Raw genomic sequence first — 13,369 nt, forward strand, 5'->3', positions numbered from 1 at the left:
ATTTACGAGCAAGCTTTTCTTTTGACATCGTTGGAGCTTGTTCGCGGATCGCTCGGTTTCGCATAGCAACGGTGATTGGTGTACCCATTGGGACTTCAATGGTCTCATTACCGAGCTGATCTGCAAGCAGTTGGAGTCTGTTCAAGCCTATTACTTGAGCAAGCTCAGAATGGACGTTTAATGCCTGACGTTTTGGAATGAAAACTTTAGTACCACCAAAGGCATCAATTAAATTCAGTGCATTCTCGACCTTAATCAATCGTGCAATGAAGATAAAATTTTTAGGCATCAAGTTAATGATCTCATCGTCTGTGAAAACCTGTTGGGCATCTGTGATGTGTGGACGATAAGCCATAATATAGACCTCCTATGCTTCCAGAGTGACACGTTCAATACCGCAACGTTTGCACCATTGGCGTAAATGATTGATGATCATATCTGCATGTTTGCTGCTCAAAAATTGCAAAGCACTTACATCAACACGATTTTCAACAAATTTAGCCAAGGCAATTTCACTGCCATTTTTTACTGCACCAGCTGCATGAAGCTGAAGCCATAAGTGTCGAATTAGTTTGCTTTGTGCGTCATTTGCTAAGTTTTTGAAGTCATCCTTATTTTTTGATTCAATAGTAAAGCCAAGTTGTTTTAAACGATCCAGTACAGCTTCAAGCTGGGCTGGTGTTAATAGTTTAGAACTGTCTTTACCAGTCGTACTTTTGAGAATGTCACGATAGACATCATCGTCTACGGGTTGAACGTCAGCAAGTGAATCAGCTAACCATTCTGGTGTAACCATTTCTTCAAAGTTAATTTGAATACCGAACTCAACAGACGTTTGTGCAATCTGTTGAAATGCTGCAATGACATTTGCTTCAAGTGATTGTTGGATGTCATAAAGCTCATGAGTTTCAATAGCCTCAATCACATCATTGATTTGGTTTCTAAAACGCGCAGTAGCGTTGTGCATAACCTGACATGCATCGTGTAGGGTTTTAATTGCAGAGGCAGCAAACTGATCACGTTCTGTTTCAGCGCGTTTTTTGATTTCAGCTGGACTTTCTAGCTTGGAAAGCTTGCTGTCGAGTTGATTGATTTTTTGATCTTTCTTTTGAAGAAGCTGCTCTTTGGCTTGATCATTAGATTTAAGCTCAGCAACTTCCTTGTTCAATTTTTCTTTGTCCTTGGCGTGTTTTGCTGACATCTCTTCGATGAGATCAATCAAGCTTTCACGGTCTTCAGTTTTGACTGATTCACCGTTGATTAAGACCTCACGATCACCTTCAGGTAGCTTGCGAAGTTTACGCAAGTCACGATAGCCCAAGCCCATACGTTGACTGGTTTCTAAGAATTCTTCACCAAAAGTTGAAAGGTTTAAAATATCTTGATCAACTTTTTCACGGCTCATACCAATATGCTTGCAAAATTCCTCAAAAGTGGTAACTGTTACCAGTTCACCTAAGCCATTAAATACCTTTAAGCCTTTGTATTGTTTAGATTCCTTGATTTCAGCTAACAATTTAATTTCGGTAACGGTTACCAATTTTTTAATAAAAGAGGTTGCTTTTATTGCGCCCAATTTTTCTGAAAGTTGAATCTGTTCAACTGATACCGTTTGCTCCAATTGGGCGAGTTGATTTTGAGTTACATCCTTCATTATTTATTCCCCGAATTGATTTGATTTACGCCTGCAAACACACGTTGTAAGTGCTCTGATAATCTGCCTTGAGCTTTTTCAATCTCTTGTGTATGTGCATGTGCGACTGATACAAAACGATTACCCAGCGCGTATGTGCCATCATCAAGCTGCTGCGCTAAGCCTTCAGCCGCGAGTGTTTGTAATGCTCTGGTGATTTGTGCTGGTGGTTCATCAAGTTGCTTGGCTAGCTCTTGATTTGTTACACCTGACAAGCTATGTCCTGTTAGAGCCTTTAAGACTTTGAGAACTTTTTCTGCTGATTTAACGGTGCTCATTTTCTAGCCCCTTAATTTCATTGTCGTATTTAAGCGTTGTGATCTGTTGTTGAAGCGCCTGATTGTCGAGTTCAGCCATAAACCAACCGAAATAGCCAAACGTCACAACAAAGATGAATACAAATGTCAAAATGAAATCGTCTTTCTTCATTGAGTTGTCCTTATTGTTGTTATGCAAAGTTAGGGTAAATTGTGCTATTTTTAGCGTTAATTGATGGTTTGGCTTTCATGCCAAGAGCTACAGCAATTTGGAAGCCTTTGCCTTTAGTTGCTTTGTTGTAGCCATTAATGACGCGGTAAACTTCACTTGGATCGAAGTTATTTCGGACTGACCACGCATGAATGGTGTCACCACATGCAATAAAGTCTTGTTTGACTTGTTCACCTGTTTTGACCTTGCTCATATAGGTGTTTCCTTGTTAGTGAAAGTTTTGGTTTATTTGGTGAATATTCTCACCTATTGAGTAAACGATAGGACATATATGTCCTTTTGTAAAGGGTAAGTATGGACAATAATGTCTCTAATAGATTAAAAAGTGAACGAGATCGCCTTGGACTGTCGCAGGGAGTAATTGCAGCTCAAGCAGAAGTCACAGTTAAAACTGTTGGAAGATGGGAAAAAGAGATTGCGATCCCAAGTGATAAATTGGCTTTATTGAAGATTCTTGGTGTAGATCTTTTGTTTGTTTTAACGGGAGAAAGAACACAGAATGGATTAGCTCAAGATGAAACTGTTTTAATTGATAAATATCGACAAGCTGATTCGAACTTAAAAAATAAATTATTAATGTTGTTATTGGGGGTAGAAAATAACACAGCGACAAAAGGTGTCGTGAATAATGAGACAAATACTGGTGTTATCAATCAACTTAATGGTAAAAATGCAAAAATTGATAATAAAAATGAAGGGCAAACGAATAATTTTAATGGAAATTTCGGGGGGGATTTTGTGAATGGGGATAAGCATTGATTTTATGGTAGTTAGTTTAGAGGGTTATTGATGAGTTCAATTAATAATTTTAATGGAAATTTTGGCGGTGATCATATTGATGGAGATAAATATGTTGGTGTATGTGAACCACCGCCAAATGACCATCCAAATGCAAGAGAATGCCCACAATGTTGGAAATCAACTTGGGTGGCTACAAGAGAGTGCGTTCGGTGTGGATGTGATGTTTGGCATCACGATGAAATGATTGCCCAAAAAAAGAAAAAGGCAATCTTAAAAGCTAGAGCCCATTTTTTTTATGGTTGTACATTTCTTTCAATTACTTGTTTATTAATTTCGACTCACTTTTTACCTAGTGGTTTCATGATTTTTTTCTTTTTATCTTCTTTACTGCTATTAAAAATTGCGACTGACTTAGATGAATCATCTAAGTGATTTTATATAAATTTGTTTTATTGATTTTTTGCTATTTTGAGAAATAAATTGTGAATAAAGATTTTGAATGGTTAAAATGGCTTGGTCTTGCCATCGTTGTAAGTTTATTAGGTGCTTTTTATTATTTAAAAAATAATAATGCTCGAACAGATGATTCTGTTGTATTACAAACAATCAGTTTAGAGCAGACAGAGCAGTTTATAGATCGTATTGACAAACTTCAGGCTAAAGATTCAACTGTAAATTTGGAATATACCCCCGATGTAGCTCAACATAGTCGTGAATATAATTCATTGGTTGAAGATGCTGAGAGAATTTATGGTATTACTGATTTATCAAATGATTATAGATTTTGTACTTCAATGGCTTCATTTGCACGTGAGATGTGGAATGCCAAATATTCAAATCTCTCTACAACCCAAGAGTACAAAGACCGCACTCAAAAAATGTTTTTAGAATCTTACAATCAAGCTAAAAAGGATTGCTTAGCAGAGATTGAATCTAAACAATAAAATAAACGGAAGCCTTTCCGCCTAATATAAAAAGTCTCAAAAATACAAACTAGCCTCATCATTTGATGAGGTTTTTTTTGTGGCTAAAACATTTCAAGACGCTCTAAAACGAGTGCTCCTACATGAGGGTGGATATGTCAATCATCCCTCCGATCCTGGTGGCGAAACCAATTACGGTATCACCAAGGCAACAGCGCAAAATTATGGGTACAAAGGCTCAATGAAAAATATTCCAATGGATATGGTTGAGCGAATTTATAAAAATCAATTTTGGGATGCTTTGAGTTGCGATAGCTTCCCTTATTCTTTCGCATTCCAATATTTCGATGCTGGCGTTAATCATGGCTTAGTCAATGCTCGAAAGATTCTGCAACGTGCCTTGGGTGTAAAAGATGACGGCATTGTTGGCGCAATTACCCTCAATGAAATTCGTAAACAACCTCAGTTTGCTCTTATCAATCTTTTCAATGCAGAACGCGTTCTCTTCTATACACGTATCAAAACCTTCAACACATTTGGCAAAGGTTGGATGAGTCGTGTTTCTGGCAACCTACGTTATGCTGCGGATGATATGCGATGAAAAAACATACTCAGAACGATACAGAAGAAAAGAGCCTATTACCTGTGAAAGATGAAAGTCAAGGTTTGCTCATTCCCAACGCCAATCAAGGTTGGAAATTATTTAGCAATATTGCCTTTGCAAGCATCATTGGAACACAGGCATTTTTCGCAAATTTAGACCCAGAAGTTATTGCTGCACTGCCAGACAATATCCAGTACTACGTCACAGCGATTCAAGCAATAGTTGGTATCGCTGCACGCTTGATAAATCAAACAAAACGGAAAAATGGAGCAAAGAATGTTTGAGTTTTTAAAGCTCGGTTTTGCTGAAGTTAATTGGTTGGTTGTCACGGCTATTGGGATTTATGGATGGGTAATCAAAAAATATAGCGCTTCCGCACAAGAACTAGCTGAATTGCGTGTACGTGTAATTCAGATCGAAAACAGTATTAAGGATATGCCATCCAAAGAAGAACTAGCCGAAATTGAGGGCGATATTAAAGTTTTAACAGCCAATATTGGAAGTATCGCTAATTCTGTTGAGAAAGTTGATAAGGCTGTTACACGTATCGAATCTCATTTGATTGATAAGAGTAAGTGATCATGACTAAAAAATATTTAGACAAACTAATCGAAGAGGCTCGTCTTGTGATTTTGCGTTGCCTTAACGAACTTCCTAGTTATCGTGCTAACAGTAGTACCTTATGGGTGCAGAGCAAATTCAGTTCTGGCGTGAAAAAGTATTAGGTATTAAATAATGACAGCATTAAAACCTCGGCAAGATACTGTTCGTGTGGTTGATTGGGATGAACTTCCTGAAAGCGCACGTAATATCCCGAATAATCTAAATCCATTCGATGCTGGTGTTCTGATGAAGCATCAAGTCGAATGGCTGCGGATTAAGTCGGATATGTTGGAGCGATTACCACGTTTTGGTGGTATTGCTATGGATGCGACTGGTACAGGTGAAACGCTGGCTGAAGATACAGCTGAAAAATTTGGTGAGCACATGGTTCATCAAATTAAATTGAGTCGGAACTGGTACGGTCTGTGGACTCCAAAGCTTGTGACCGCATTTGAAGAAGATATGATTGATCTGCCACGTGATGACAATCTCAAAAATGACTGCTCAGCGATTGAGGAAGTTGATGGCATTCACATGGTATCCAAGGCACGGAAAAAAGATTTAAAAGACCCTGATTTATACCGTCATGGCGATGGCGCAGTGGCAATGATTCTTGGCTGGTTTGCCAGTCTGCACCTATCAAGTCCTATTGAGTTTATAGGACTTCCAACTCGTGAAGAGTTGGAAATGAATAGCGATGATTATGATGGATGGTTCAGTGAGGCTGGTTGTCTTTGACTAATATTGATATACCTAAATTTTGTGTAAATGGCTTAGGAGTGCTATTGTCAAATAAACATTCAAATATAAAAACATTGGAGAAACGACGACCAAATACATTATCAAATTCAATATCAATTATTCGCTCAATTTGTTCTTTAGATTTGTATTTTGTAATTTCTTCTTGTGTCAATTTTGAGCTAAATGTTTTTGAAGTATTTTTTGGGAAAATCTCATATGGAAATTCAGTATTCCCTCCAATATTAATTTTTAAGTGCCTAGCATCATTTTCACTAGGATTACTTAAATTTAATTTGAAAATAAATTCTTCTTCATAGCCTGAACCTGTTGGAACACGTGATACATCAATTGAACCATAAGCAGTAAATATTGGTGCTGCTGAAGTATGTCTTTCATTGATCTCTATTTGCTGAAGTTCACCCATGATTCTTTGTTGTTCTACAGACTCTTTCATTTCAGCAACTTGTAATTGTAATGCTTCGGTGCTTTGTCTCAATTCTTCAGCTTGAATGTGTAAGGCTTTGCTATTTTGCCTATAACCTAAATATAAAAATAAGAAGGCTAAAGGTGAAAATGTTCCAGCTAAAAAATCTCCAATTTCATTCAGTGACATTCCTTGACTAAAATCTGCATAAAAAATTAAATAAATAGCAATGTATATAAAAAGCCCACTTAAATAAAAAGTTAGAAAATAAAAAACAAAAGGATGCTCACTTTTAAATTGATTGACATCTCTTTTTATTTCATCAAAAGACATGGAAATATTTCCCCCTAATTTTATAGAAAAAACTTTTTAATAATTCAAAACGAGGTGACGATCCTTGCTCCAACAAGAATCGCCCCCTTTGGTAAGTGACTACCGCAGGCTTAGCCTCGTTACCCTGTACAGAGTAATTCGAGGCTATCAGAAAATGAAAAGCTTTTGCAGTAGGTGAAAACATGAAAACCAAGCCAATTGTGCCTTGGGTAGGTGGAAAACGTCGTCTGGTGTCGCAATTGATCGAAAAAATGCCAGAACACAAGTGTTATGTTGAATTGTTTGCAGGTGGTGCAGCGTTGTTTTTTATGCGTGAGCAGCCATCAAAAGTGGAAGTTATCAATGATGTAAATGGTGAGCTGGTGAACTTGTACCGAGTTGTGCAACACCACCTTGAAGAATTTATTCGCCAATTCAAATGGGCAATTATTAGCCGTCAGATGTTTGAGTGGTTAAAAGCGGCAAGTACTGACTTGATGACTGATATTCAGAGAGCAGCACGATTCTATTATTTACAGCACACAGCTTTCGGAGGTAAAGCGACAGGACAGAATTTCGGAACTGCAACGACAGCGAAAGCACCTAGCTTTCTACGGATAGAAGATCAACTGACTGATGCTTATTACAGGCTATCAGGTGTCACTGTTGAGAACCTAAGCTGGGATGATTGCTTGAAGAAGTACGATAGACCCCACAGCTTTATGTATGCTGATCCTCCATACTGGAAGCTTGCAGGCTATGGTGTGGAATTTGGATGGGATCATTATTTGAAAATGGCTGAGCTGATGAAAACCTGTCAAAGCAAGGTCATGTTGTCCATAAATGATCATCCTGACATTCGAAATGCTTTCGCAGACCTGAATATCAGCACTACTAAAATTAATTACTGTGTCGGTAAAGTTGGGGCTATCCGCAGTGGTCACTGGTACTGTTGATTTAGATTCTGTGAAGACAATGATTAAAAATTACATGGCTGAATTAAAGCCTGTTGCCGAGTATTCATATAGCCAATTGTTTGGTCGTATCTTGAGTTTATCTGGTGTTACAGACCTAGTATTAACTCCAAGCCATAACGTCGAACCTACGGTCAATGTCTTTCATACAGGTTGGTTAAGACTTGGCACATTAAATGTAACGCGAGGCTCGTGATGAATTTACAAGAGTCTGCAAACTTATATGCCTTGGTTTTACGTCAACTGTTGCCAGCTGGCGTTTATGACACTTCAGCTAAGACAACATTAGCAAAGGACATATACGCGCATGCACTGGCATTTGCTCAAGCCGATCTAGATGCAAAGCGATTGCTAAATATCATTACGGATATTCCAGTCGAGTTATTGCCCGAATATGAACGTGATTATGGTTTACCACTTAAATGCACATTAAATGCAACGAAGACCGTGCAAGAACGGATTCAGACCCTAAAGTGGGTAATGGATAAGAAAAACGTATTAAGTCGTTTGTATGTAAAAGAACTTTTAGCGCAATTCGGCATTACTTTACTTGAACTGGTGAACTACAAGCCGATGCAATGTACAGCACCTTGTACTTCTCCTGTCAATACAGACGTGCTCCGCTACAAAGTCAAACTCAAGCTGAAAGCGCCAGTTAATGCAGACATCAACTGCATTATCGAAAACTATTTACCAGCGTACATGCGCTATGACATCGAGGTGATCTAATGAAACGAATTGATAGCAGTAATGCACGTCCGAACATCAATGGAGCTGGTAAGGCAGGTTTTCATGACAACAATGATATTTCTGGACAAGATGCAACATACTTGACACCAGACTGGCTCAACCACATTCAGGAAGAGCTGTGTGCTTTACTTGAAAAGAATGGCCGTACATTAAATGCTGGTCAACGCGATCAGCTTTTTCAGTTGTTAGCGACTGAAGATGATGTGGTGGCTTTGGCTTCTGCAACACAACAGAAGATTGATAACGAGGCAACTACGAGAGGCACAGCTGATAATCAACTATCTCAACGCATCTCATTGCTCGAAACCTTTGCTAGTACGATCATTGATCGAATTTACCCTATTGGTGTAATCATTGAGTTCGCTGTAAACTTTAATCCAAACAGCCACTTCAGTGGTACGACTTGGGTCAGACATGGTGAAGGTAGAGCCTCAGTTGGTTTATCAACACAAGCAAGTGATCCAGCTTGGACTAAGGCTATTGGTACAATATTTGGAGAATATCAACATACTTTATCGGTTAACGAGTTACCACAGCACCAAGCCGAAACAAAAATGTTTAGAGCTGGTTATGTTGCAACAGATGGCGACTGGACTTATGAAGGTGAAACAAGTGGGTTTGCAAATGATAGTTCGTCAGATTCTTACGGTACGATGAAATCTAAAATGATTGGCGGTGGTGTAGCTCATAATATTGTACAGCCTTCTATTGTTGATTTACGCTGGCGACGTACTGCATAGAGACTGGTTAAATTATGAAAAATGGTTTCAAATGGTGAAACTATTATTTATTCGATTTATCTCAAAATTCTGCGTAAATTATCTCGGCGCGCATCACCGACATGCCTGCTGAAGTCTATACCAATGTCGAATTCAAGGTGATTGCACATCAAGTCGATGACTATGTTTCACCAAGTGGTAAGAAAATGCGCTTACCGCAATTGTTCTCTTGGTCCGTCAAGGATGATGCTGATCAGAAAGTTTTAGATATTACCGCAGAAATTGATAGTCCATTCCGTTATGGTCATGGCATTGGCTATGCCAGTGCTTATACCTTCACAGGTGAATATTTAAATACCCCTGTTCAAGGCCGTGGTTATATCGAATATGTGGATGTAGAAGATCAGAATGCATTTAAGGATTAAATAAACTGAACACGTTGATGAGTCTTTGCTAAAACGTCAAAGGCTCATCATTTCCCTTTGCAATCTAGTTGCTCTGAGGGTTCAAAGTATCAATCAATTGGTTAATTGAATCCTTGATCTCGGCTGCCACCTTTGCATCATAACCTTCGACCAAGAATCGGCTAATGAGCCCTTCAATCAGCGTATACGTCACTTCAACCAACATCTCTGTTTTTGAATAAGATTGCAAATATTCCGTAATCAAGTTTCTAATCCAAACTTTATGTTCTTTAGACACAGAGATGATGTCTTGATCACCCAAATGCGACTCAGCCACAGCTCTGACGAATAAACATCCTTTAAAGTTATCTTCTTGAAACCATAATAAGTGCCAATCGATCAACCTGTTCAATGCCTCTCGCCCTGTTGCCTCCGCCACATAATCCAATAGACGCTGCCTAAACTTTTCATCACGTGCTTCTAAGACTGACTTCACCAATTGATTTTTGTTTTTGAAATAGGTGTACATCGTGGTTTTTGAACAGCCAGATTCATCTCGAATAAGGTCGACCCCGACACCAACAAAACTATTTCCATAAAATAATTTTTCTGCGGTATGCAAAATTTTATCAGCAGACTTCGACATAAAGATTTACTCATTTAAAATAGTACAGATCTGTACTATTTATAATTTTAGTTCTATTATCGCCATAAAGCAACCCAGTCGTGAGATCACCATGTTATCTTTATTCAACGGTAGAGAACATCTTGCTCCCTTACCCCAATCCATTGATATTATAAGAAGTTTAATTGGCGGCACCTTAAGCATCTTGATCTTAATCCTGCTCAGTAAATTCACCCACAATCTATTTATCATGGCTCCTTTTGGCGCAACCTGTGTCATCTTATATGCCGTATCGCAATCGCCTTTGGCTCAACCTCGCAATGTAATTTTGGGACATTTTGTCTCAGCATTTATTGGCTTACTGTTTCTTAAAGTTTTTGGTACATCAGCTTTGAGCATTGCGCTTTCTGTCGGTTGTGCCATCGCAGCCATGCAACTTCTGCGTTGTGTTCATCCACCTGCTGGCGCAAATCCATTGGTGATCTTGCTAACAGCCAATACCATTCAATACCAATGGAGTTTCTTATTTTTCCCCGTGTTATTAGGCTCTATTGCACTCGTCATGGTGGCATGGTTGGTCAATAACCTTAAATCCGAGAAGAAATGGCCTGTGTATGGATTGGCTTTTATCCACAGTAAGAAAAATATTGAATAATCCATCTATCGATTAAAGCGTAATGTCAGCGTTTTAATCGATGCCATCCTGTTCATCTAAATTCAATGAAATTCCAATTTCCCCTTGCAAATAATTTACTTTTCAATAAAATTAGGTAGATCGGTATACATAAATAATTTTTTACTATGAACACTAAATCAGCAAAACAAAAAATCTTGGATGCAGCTTCTACATTGTTTTATAACGATGGCATTAGCAATACAGGCATCAATAGCATTACAGAGAAAGCCAATGTGGCAAAAATGTCGCTGTACAATAATTTTGCCACCAAATCAGATCTGATCACCTGCTACATCGAAGCTCGCCATCAAGAATGGCTGGATTTATATGAAAAGAGAAAAGCTCAAATCCAAACCCCGATTGACGGTATTTTGGCGGTTTTTGATGCTTATCAGGATCACGCAGAATTTGCTTATGAAAAAGGCTTTCGTGGTTGTGGCCTACTCAATGCAGCCGCAGAATTCCCTGCACATAGTCCTGAACGTTTGGCGGTTAAACAGCATAAAGATGAAATTGAAGCGATTTTAGCGGGTCATTTACAGCAGCTCAGCACCAACCCACAACGAGTCAAAGAACTGGCACTACTGATTTCATTTATCTTGGAGGGTTCGATTGCCCGTGCCGGTTTAGAAAGTTCAAGTGACAAAGTATTTGCTGCAAAACAAATAGTTCAGAGCCTATTAGCGCAAGAGGTTTCAAAGTGAGTAGCACCTCTTTTCGCCTCAGTGCTCATTCTGGTTTTATTGCCGTCCTCATTGCCTCTATTTTATGGGGAACGACAGGCACAGCCGCTTCTTATGCTCCAAATCTAAGTCCCTTAGCGATTGGCGCAATTGCAATGGGCGGCGGTGGTTTATTACAAGCTTTATTGGCCCATAAAAATATCCGCAGTCATTTACCTCAAATTCGCTCTTACTATCCATTATTGTTGATTGGCATGGTCTCGGTTGCGATTTATCCACTGGCTTTCTATTCGTCGATGCGTATGGCAGGGATTACCATTGGTACAGTAGTTTCAATCGGATCAGCCCCTTTATTTACGGCAATACTGGAGAAGTTCTTTGATAAAAAAGCACTGTCTGGCAAGTGGTTTATCAGCTTTATCTTTGGCGTCGCTGGTGTCTTGCTGCTCTCTCTAGGAGAGTCACACTCCCAAGCATCTGCACAAACGATTGCGGCAGACCAAAAAAGCATTGGCATTATTCTTGGACTGATCGCAGCCCTAACCTATTCGTTATATTCTTGGGCTGCAAAAAAGATGATTGATCGTGGTGTCGACTCAAAAGCATCTATGGGATTAATTTTTGGTTTTGGTGCTTTAATCTTACTACCGACATTATTTTTTACGGGTTCAAACCTGTTTGATGAACCTGTGAATTTGTATGTTGTGGGCTATATGATGCTGATCCCGATGTTTCTCGGTTATCTGTTATTTGGCTATGCTTTAAAGACCATTTCAGCCAGTACCGCGACCACACTGACCTTGTTTGAACCACTGGTTGCCGCTTTGTTTGCAGTATTATTAGTCGGTGAACAACTCGCCCCGATTGGTTGGATTGGAATGGCTTTGATTTTTGTTTGTCTGGCAGTATTGTCAAAAGCAGATCGTTCAAAACAAATCAGCTAAAAGATGTTCTAGACCATTAAAATAAAAAGTAGGAATATTGTACATACCAAGTTAAATGCAATCACTTTCCCGTTAAAGAACAATGCTGCTTTTGCTGATTCTTTAACGGGTTGCTCGCCATCCTTTGCTATCGCAGACAGTACCATGCCAATAAGATTACAAACAGTCGAGACCAACAGTACCAAAAAAAAGAATAAATGAATTGGGGGCATTTCACAGATTCGATCCGTTGTACATGGAATACTGAGAACATAGATTGAAAAGCCTGTAGCCGCAATAATAAGCAGAATACTTAACCATGCACAGCCATTGGCTGCTTTAACCACCCACATGATTCACTCCTTTTTATTTATATATTATTAAAAAAATACAATATAATTATTTGATAATTAAAATATTAATTATAAAAGATGCAGAGCAATAGATTTCCTCTGCATCCATTTCAAGATTTAAAGATCAATACTCTCTGGCTAATTTTTCCAATGTGGTGAGCATTTTTCTCACTACACTTCTTTTATGATGCAACATATTCTTAATGTTGCTTGGATTGAAACCTGTCAATTTTGCGACACCACGACTGGTCATGTATTCACCAGTTTTCGCAAAGTGTTTTTCACTTAACTCAGTTTTCGCATTTGAAAATCGAACTGCCAGCTTATAATCACTAAACTCAGACCATGCACCTGTCTTATATTCGTCTGCATCAAAGCTACTCTTCTGCTGAGTAGGTTTTTCTCGAAGAATATTGCTCAAGCGATTAATGACAATTTTTTCTTCACTTTTTTCAATTATTTGATAAAGTTCAGTTTCTTCAAAAGGACGCCCTAAAGCGATATCTTTTCTATATTGTTCAACGACTTTTTCTTTTGACTCGACCTTTTTCTCACCTTGTTGAGTGAGGCAGAGAATCTTAAATAAAGACTCTAATCGGCCACATGTAAAAATATAAGAAATTTTCAACTTTTGTACTCCACAATGAGTTTTAGCTCATCAAAAATAAATAATTTATCCAATACTCTAATACGATAGCGTCGACTTTAACTCTTTGCCATGTACATAAATCA

General features: G+C 38.6%; 21 protein-coding genes and 3 pseudogenes. 15 read left to right on the plus strand and 9 right to left on the minus strand.

Annotated elements, in window-relative coordinates:
- The 5 genes and pseudogenes from MN869_RS18540 to MN869_RS18560 all read right to left on the minus strand — a co-directional run.
- Positions 1 to 355: transcriptional regulator (locus MN869_RS18540; RefSeq protein WP_243309034.1), on the minus strand; the 355-nt coding region annotated here is incomplete at its 3' end.
- Between the two features lie 12 nt (positions 356 to 367).
- Positions 368 to 748 (minus strand): annotated as a pseudogene (locus tag MN869_RS18545) (regulatory protein GemA); the annotation flags it as partial.
- A gap of 905 nt (positions 749 to 1,653) precedes the next feature.
- Positions 1,654 to 1,971 carry a helix-turn-helix domain-containing protein gene (locus MN869_RS18550; protein ID WP_032874621.1) on the minus strand — a complete coding sequence of 106 codons (318 nt, stop codon included), beginning with the start codon at positions 1,969 to 1,971 and terminating at the stop codon, positions 1,654 to 1,656.
- A complete protein-coding gene (locus MN869_RS18555) occupies positions 1,958 to 2,122 on the minus strand; it encodes a hypothetical protein (protein WP_243309036.1) in 165 nt (54 codons plus the stop codon). Before MN869_RS18555 ends, MN869_RS18550 begins: the two co-directional genes overlap by 14 nt.
- 19 nt (positions 2,123 to 2,141) lie before the next feature.
- Complete coding sequence (locus MN869_RS18560; protein WP_243309038.1) at positions 2,142 to 2,375, minus strand: DNA-binding protein; 234 nt, start codon at positions 2,373 to 2,375, stop codon at positions 2,142 to 2,144.
- Between the two features lie 101 nt (positions 2,376 to 2,476).
- Between MN869_RS18560 and MN869_RS18565 the strand changes: the two genes are divergently transcribed.
- The 7 genes and pseudogenes from MN869_RS18565 to MN869_RS18595 all read left to right on the plus strand — a co-directional run.
- Entirely contained in the window at positions 2,477 to 2,941 is a 465-nt protein-coding gene (locus MN869_RS18565; protein WP_243309041.1) for a helix-turn-helix transcriptional regulator, read from the plus strand.
- A 30-nt stretch (positions 2,942 to 2,971) separates the two neighbouring features.
- Positions 2,972 to 3,355, plus strand: a complete 384-nt coding sequence (locus MN869_RS18570) for a hypothetical protein (RefSeq protein ID WP_243309043.1) — start codon at positions 2,972 to 2,974, stop codon at positions 3,353 to 3,355.
- Positions 3,356 to 3,405: 50 nt separating this feature from the next.
- Complete coding sequence (locus tag MN869_RS18575) at positions 3,406 to 3,867, plus strand: hypothetical protein (protein WP_243309044.1); 462 nt, start codon at positions 3,406 to 3,408, stop codon at positions 3,865 to 3,867.
- Positions 3,868 to 3,946: 79 nt separating this feature from the next.
- Complete coding sequence (locus MN869_RS18580) at positions 3,947 to 4,447, plus strand: glycosyl hydrolase 108 family protein (RefSeq protein WP_243309046.1); 501 nt, start codon at positions 3,947 to 3,949, stop codon at positions 4,445 to 4,447.
- On the plus strand, positions 4,444 to 4,734 hold the full coding sequence (locus MN869_RS18585) for a hypothetical protein (protein ID WP_243309048.1): 291 nt from the start codon (positions 4,444 to 4,446) through the stop codon (positions 4,732 to 4,734). The genes MN869_RS18580 and MN869_RS18585 overlap by 4 nt, the downstream gene beginning before the upstream one ends.
- A complete protein-coding gene (locus tag MN869_RS18590; protein ID WP_243309051.1) occupies positions 4,727 to 5,029 on the plus strand; it encodes a DUF2730 domain-containing protein in 303 nt (100 codons plus the stop codon). The genes MN869_RS18585 and MN869_RS18590 overlap by 8 nt, the downstream gene beginning before the upstream one ends.
- 309 nt (positions 5,030 to 5,338) lie before the next feature.
- Positions 5,339 to 5,791, plus strand: a pseudogene (locus tag MN869_RS18595) (hypothetical protein); the annotation flags it as partial.
- Here the strand turns inward: MN869_RS18595 and MN869_RS18600 are convergent.
- Positions 5,769 to 6,551, minus strand: a complete 783-nt coding sequence (locus MN869_RS18600; protein WP_243309053.1) for a hypothetical protein — start codon at positions 6,549 to 6,551, stop codon at positions 5,769 to 5,771. The pseudogene MN869_RS18595 and the gene MN869_RS18600 overlap by 23 nt on opposite strands.
- Positions 6,552 to 6,733: 182 nt before the next feature.
- Between MN869_RS18600 and MN869_RS18605 the strand changes: the two genes are divergently transcribed.
- The 5 genes and pseudogenes from MN869_RS18605 to MN869_RS18625 all read left to right on the plus strand — a co-directional run.
- Positions 6,734 to 7,486 (plus strand): DNA adenine methylase, encoded by a 753-nt coding sequence (locus MN869_RS18605; protein ID WP_243309054.1) that lies wholly within the window; start codon positions 6,734 to 6,736, stop codon positions 7,484 to 7,486.
- Between the two features lie 34 nt (positions 7,487 to 7,520).
- Positions 7,521 to 7,700, plus strand: coding sequence for a hypothetical protein (locus tag MN869_RS18610; RefSeq protein ID WP_243309056.1), 180 nt, complete (start codon positions 7,521 to 7,523; stop codon positions 7,698 to 7,700).
- Positions 7,700 to 8,233 (plus strand): putative phage tail protein, encoded by a 534-nt coding sequence (locus MN869_RS18615; RefSeq protein WP_243309058.1) that lies wholly within the window; start codon positions 7,700 to 7,702, stop codon positions 8,231 to 8,233. The genes MN869_RS18610 and MN869_RS18615 overlap by 1 nt, the downstream gene beginning before the upstream one ends.
- Entirely contained in the window at positions 8,233 to 8,994 is a 762-nt protein-coding gene (locus MN869_RS18620) for a hypothetical protein (RefSeq protein WP_243309060.1), read from the plus strand. The genes MN869_RS18615 and MN869_RS18620 overlap by 1 nt, the downstream gene beginning before the upstream one ends.
- Positions 8,995 to 9,089: 95 nt before the next feature.
- Positions 9,090 to 9,398, plus strand: a pseudogene (locus tag MN869_RS18625) (DUF6670 family protein); the annotation flags it as partial.
- 64 nt (positions 9,399 to 9,462) lie between these two features.
- On the opposite strand, the gene MN869_RS18630 reads toward MN869_RS18625, so the two are convergent.
- Complete coding sequence (locus tag MN869_RS18630; protein WP_005202593.1) at positions 9,463 to 10,023, minus strand: TetR/AcrR family transcriptional regulator; 561 nt, start codon at positions 10,021 to 10,023, stop codon at positions 9,463 to 9,465.
- 91 nt (positions 10,024 to 10,114) lie between these two features.
- Between MN869_RS18630 and MN869_RS18635 the strand changes: the two genes are divergently transcribed.
- From MN869_RS18635 to MN869_RS18645, 3 genes are all read left to right on the plus strand, one after another.
- The gene (locus MN869_RS18635; protein WP_005183342.1) at positions 10,115 to 10,657 is read left to right on the plus strand and encodes an HPP family protein; all 543 of its coding nucleotides are present in this window, start codon (positions 10,115 to 10,117) and stop codon (positions 10,655 to 10,657) included.
- A 146-nt stretch (positions 10,658 to 10,803) separates the two neighbouring features.
- On the plus strand, positions 10,804 to 11,382 hold the full coding sequence (locus MN869_RS18640) for a TetR/AcrR family transcriptional regulator (protein WP_005202592.1): 579 nt from the start codon (positions 10,804 to 10,806) through the stop codon (positions 11,380 to 11,382).
- Positions 11,379 to 12,305 carry an EamA family transporter gene (locus tag MN869_RS18645; RefSeq protein WP_005202591.1) on the plus strand — a complete coding sequence of 309 codons (927 nt, stop codon included), beginning with the start codon at positions 11,379 to 11,381 and terminating at the stop codon, positions 12,303 to 12,305. Before MN869_RS18640 ends, MN869_RS18645 begins: the two co-directional genes overlap by 4 nt.
- 8 nt (positions 12,306 to 12,313) lie before the next feature.
- Here MN869_RS18645 and MN869_RS18650 read toward each other — a convergent pair whose 3' ends face one another.
- Entirely contained in the window at positions 12,314 to 12,637 is a 324-nt protein-coding gene (locus MN869_RS18650) for a hypothetical protein (RefSeq protein ID WP_005202590.1), read from the minus strand.
- Between the two features lie 124 nt (positions 12,638 to 12,761).
- On the minus strand, positions 12,762 to 13,265 hold the full coding sequence (locus tag MN869_RS18655; protein ID WP_005202589.1) for a hypothetical protein: 504 nt from the start codon (positions 13,263 to 13,265) through the stop codon (positions 12,762 to 12,764).
- Between the last annotated feature and the right edge of the window lie 104 nt (positions 13,266 to 13,369).

It is taken from the genome of Acinetobacter sp. NIPH1876 (assembly GCF_022808535.1).
Lineage (GTDB): Bacteria > Pseudomonadota > Gammaproteobacteria > Pseudomonadales > Moraxellaceae > Acinetobacter > Acinetobacter higginsii.

What these genes read in the sequence shown, in the direction of transcription:
- MN869_RS18610 (WP_243309056.1), top strand. Translation starts at nt 7,521, where the DNA reads ATGGCTGAATTAAAGCCTGTTGCCGAGTATTCATATAGCCAATTGTTT.
- MN869_RS18550 (WP_032874621.1), bottom strand. Translation starts at nt 1,971, where the DNA reads ATGAGCACCGTTAAATCAGCAGAAAAAGTTCTCAAAGTCTTAAAGGCT.
- MN869_RS18620 (WP_243309060.1), top strand. Translation starts at nt 8,233, where the DNA reads ATGAAACGAATTGATAGCAGTAATGCACGTCCGAACATCAATGGAGCT.
- MN869_RS18585 (WP_243309048.1), top strand. Translation starts at nt 4,444, where the DNA reads ATGAAAAAACATACTCAGAACGATACAGAAGAAAAGAGCCTATTACCT.
- MN869_RS18640 (WP_005202592.1), top strand. Translation starts at nt 10,804, where the DNA reads ATGAACACTAAATCAGCAAAACAAAAAATCTTGGATGCAGCTTCTACA.
- MN869_RS18590 (WP_243309051.1), top strand. Translation starts at nt 4,727, where the DNA reads ATGTTTGAGTTTTTAAAGCTCGGTTTTGCTGAAGTTAATTGGTTGGTT.
- MN869_RS18630 (WP_005202593.1), bottom strand. Translation starts at nt 10,023, where the DNA reads ATGTCGAAGTCTGCTGATAAAATTTTGCATACCGCAGAAAAATTATTT.
- MN869_RS18600 (WP_243309053.1), bottom strand. Translation starts at nt 6,551, where the DNA reads ATGTCTTTTGATGAAATAAAAAGAGATGTCAATCAATTTAAAAGTGAG.
- MN869_RS18555 (WP_243309036.1), bottom strand. Translation starts at nt 2,122, where the DNA reads ATGAAGAAAGACGATTTCATTTTGACATTTGTATTCATCTTTGTTGTG.
- MN869_RS18650 (WP_005202590.1), bottom strand. Translation starts at nt 12,637, where the DNA reads ATGTGGGTGGTTAAAGCAGCCAATGGCTGTGCATGGTTAAGTATTCTG.
- MN869_RS18635 (WP_005183342.1), top strand. Translation starts at nt 10,115, where the DNA reads ATGTTATCTTTATTCAACGGTAGAGAACATCTTGCTCCCTTACCCCAA.
- MN869_RS18570 (WP_243309043.1), top strand. Translation starts at nt 2,972, where the DNA reads ATGAGTTCAATTAATAATTTTAATGGAAATTTTGGCGGTGATCATATT.
- MN869_RS18605 (WP_243309054.1), top strand. Translation starts at nt 6,734, where the DNA reads ATGAAAACCAAGCCAATTGTGCCTTGGGTAGGTGGAAAACGTCGTCTG.
- MN869_RS18565 (WP_243309041.1), top strand. Translation starts at nt 2,477, where the DNA reads ATGGACAATAATGTCTCTAATAGATTAAAAAGTGAACGAGATCGCCTT.
- MN869_RS18615 (WP_243309058.1), top strand. Translation starts at nt 7,700, where the DNA reads ATGAATTTACAAGAGTCTGCAAACTTATATGCCTTGGTTTTACGTCAA.
- MN869_RS18560 (WP_243309038.1), bottom strand. Translation starts at nt 2,375, where the DNA reads ATGAGCAAGGTCAAAACAGGTGAACAAGTCAAACAAGACTTTATTGCA.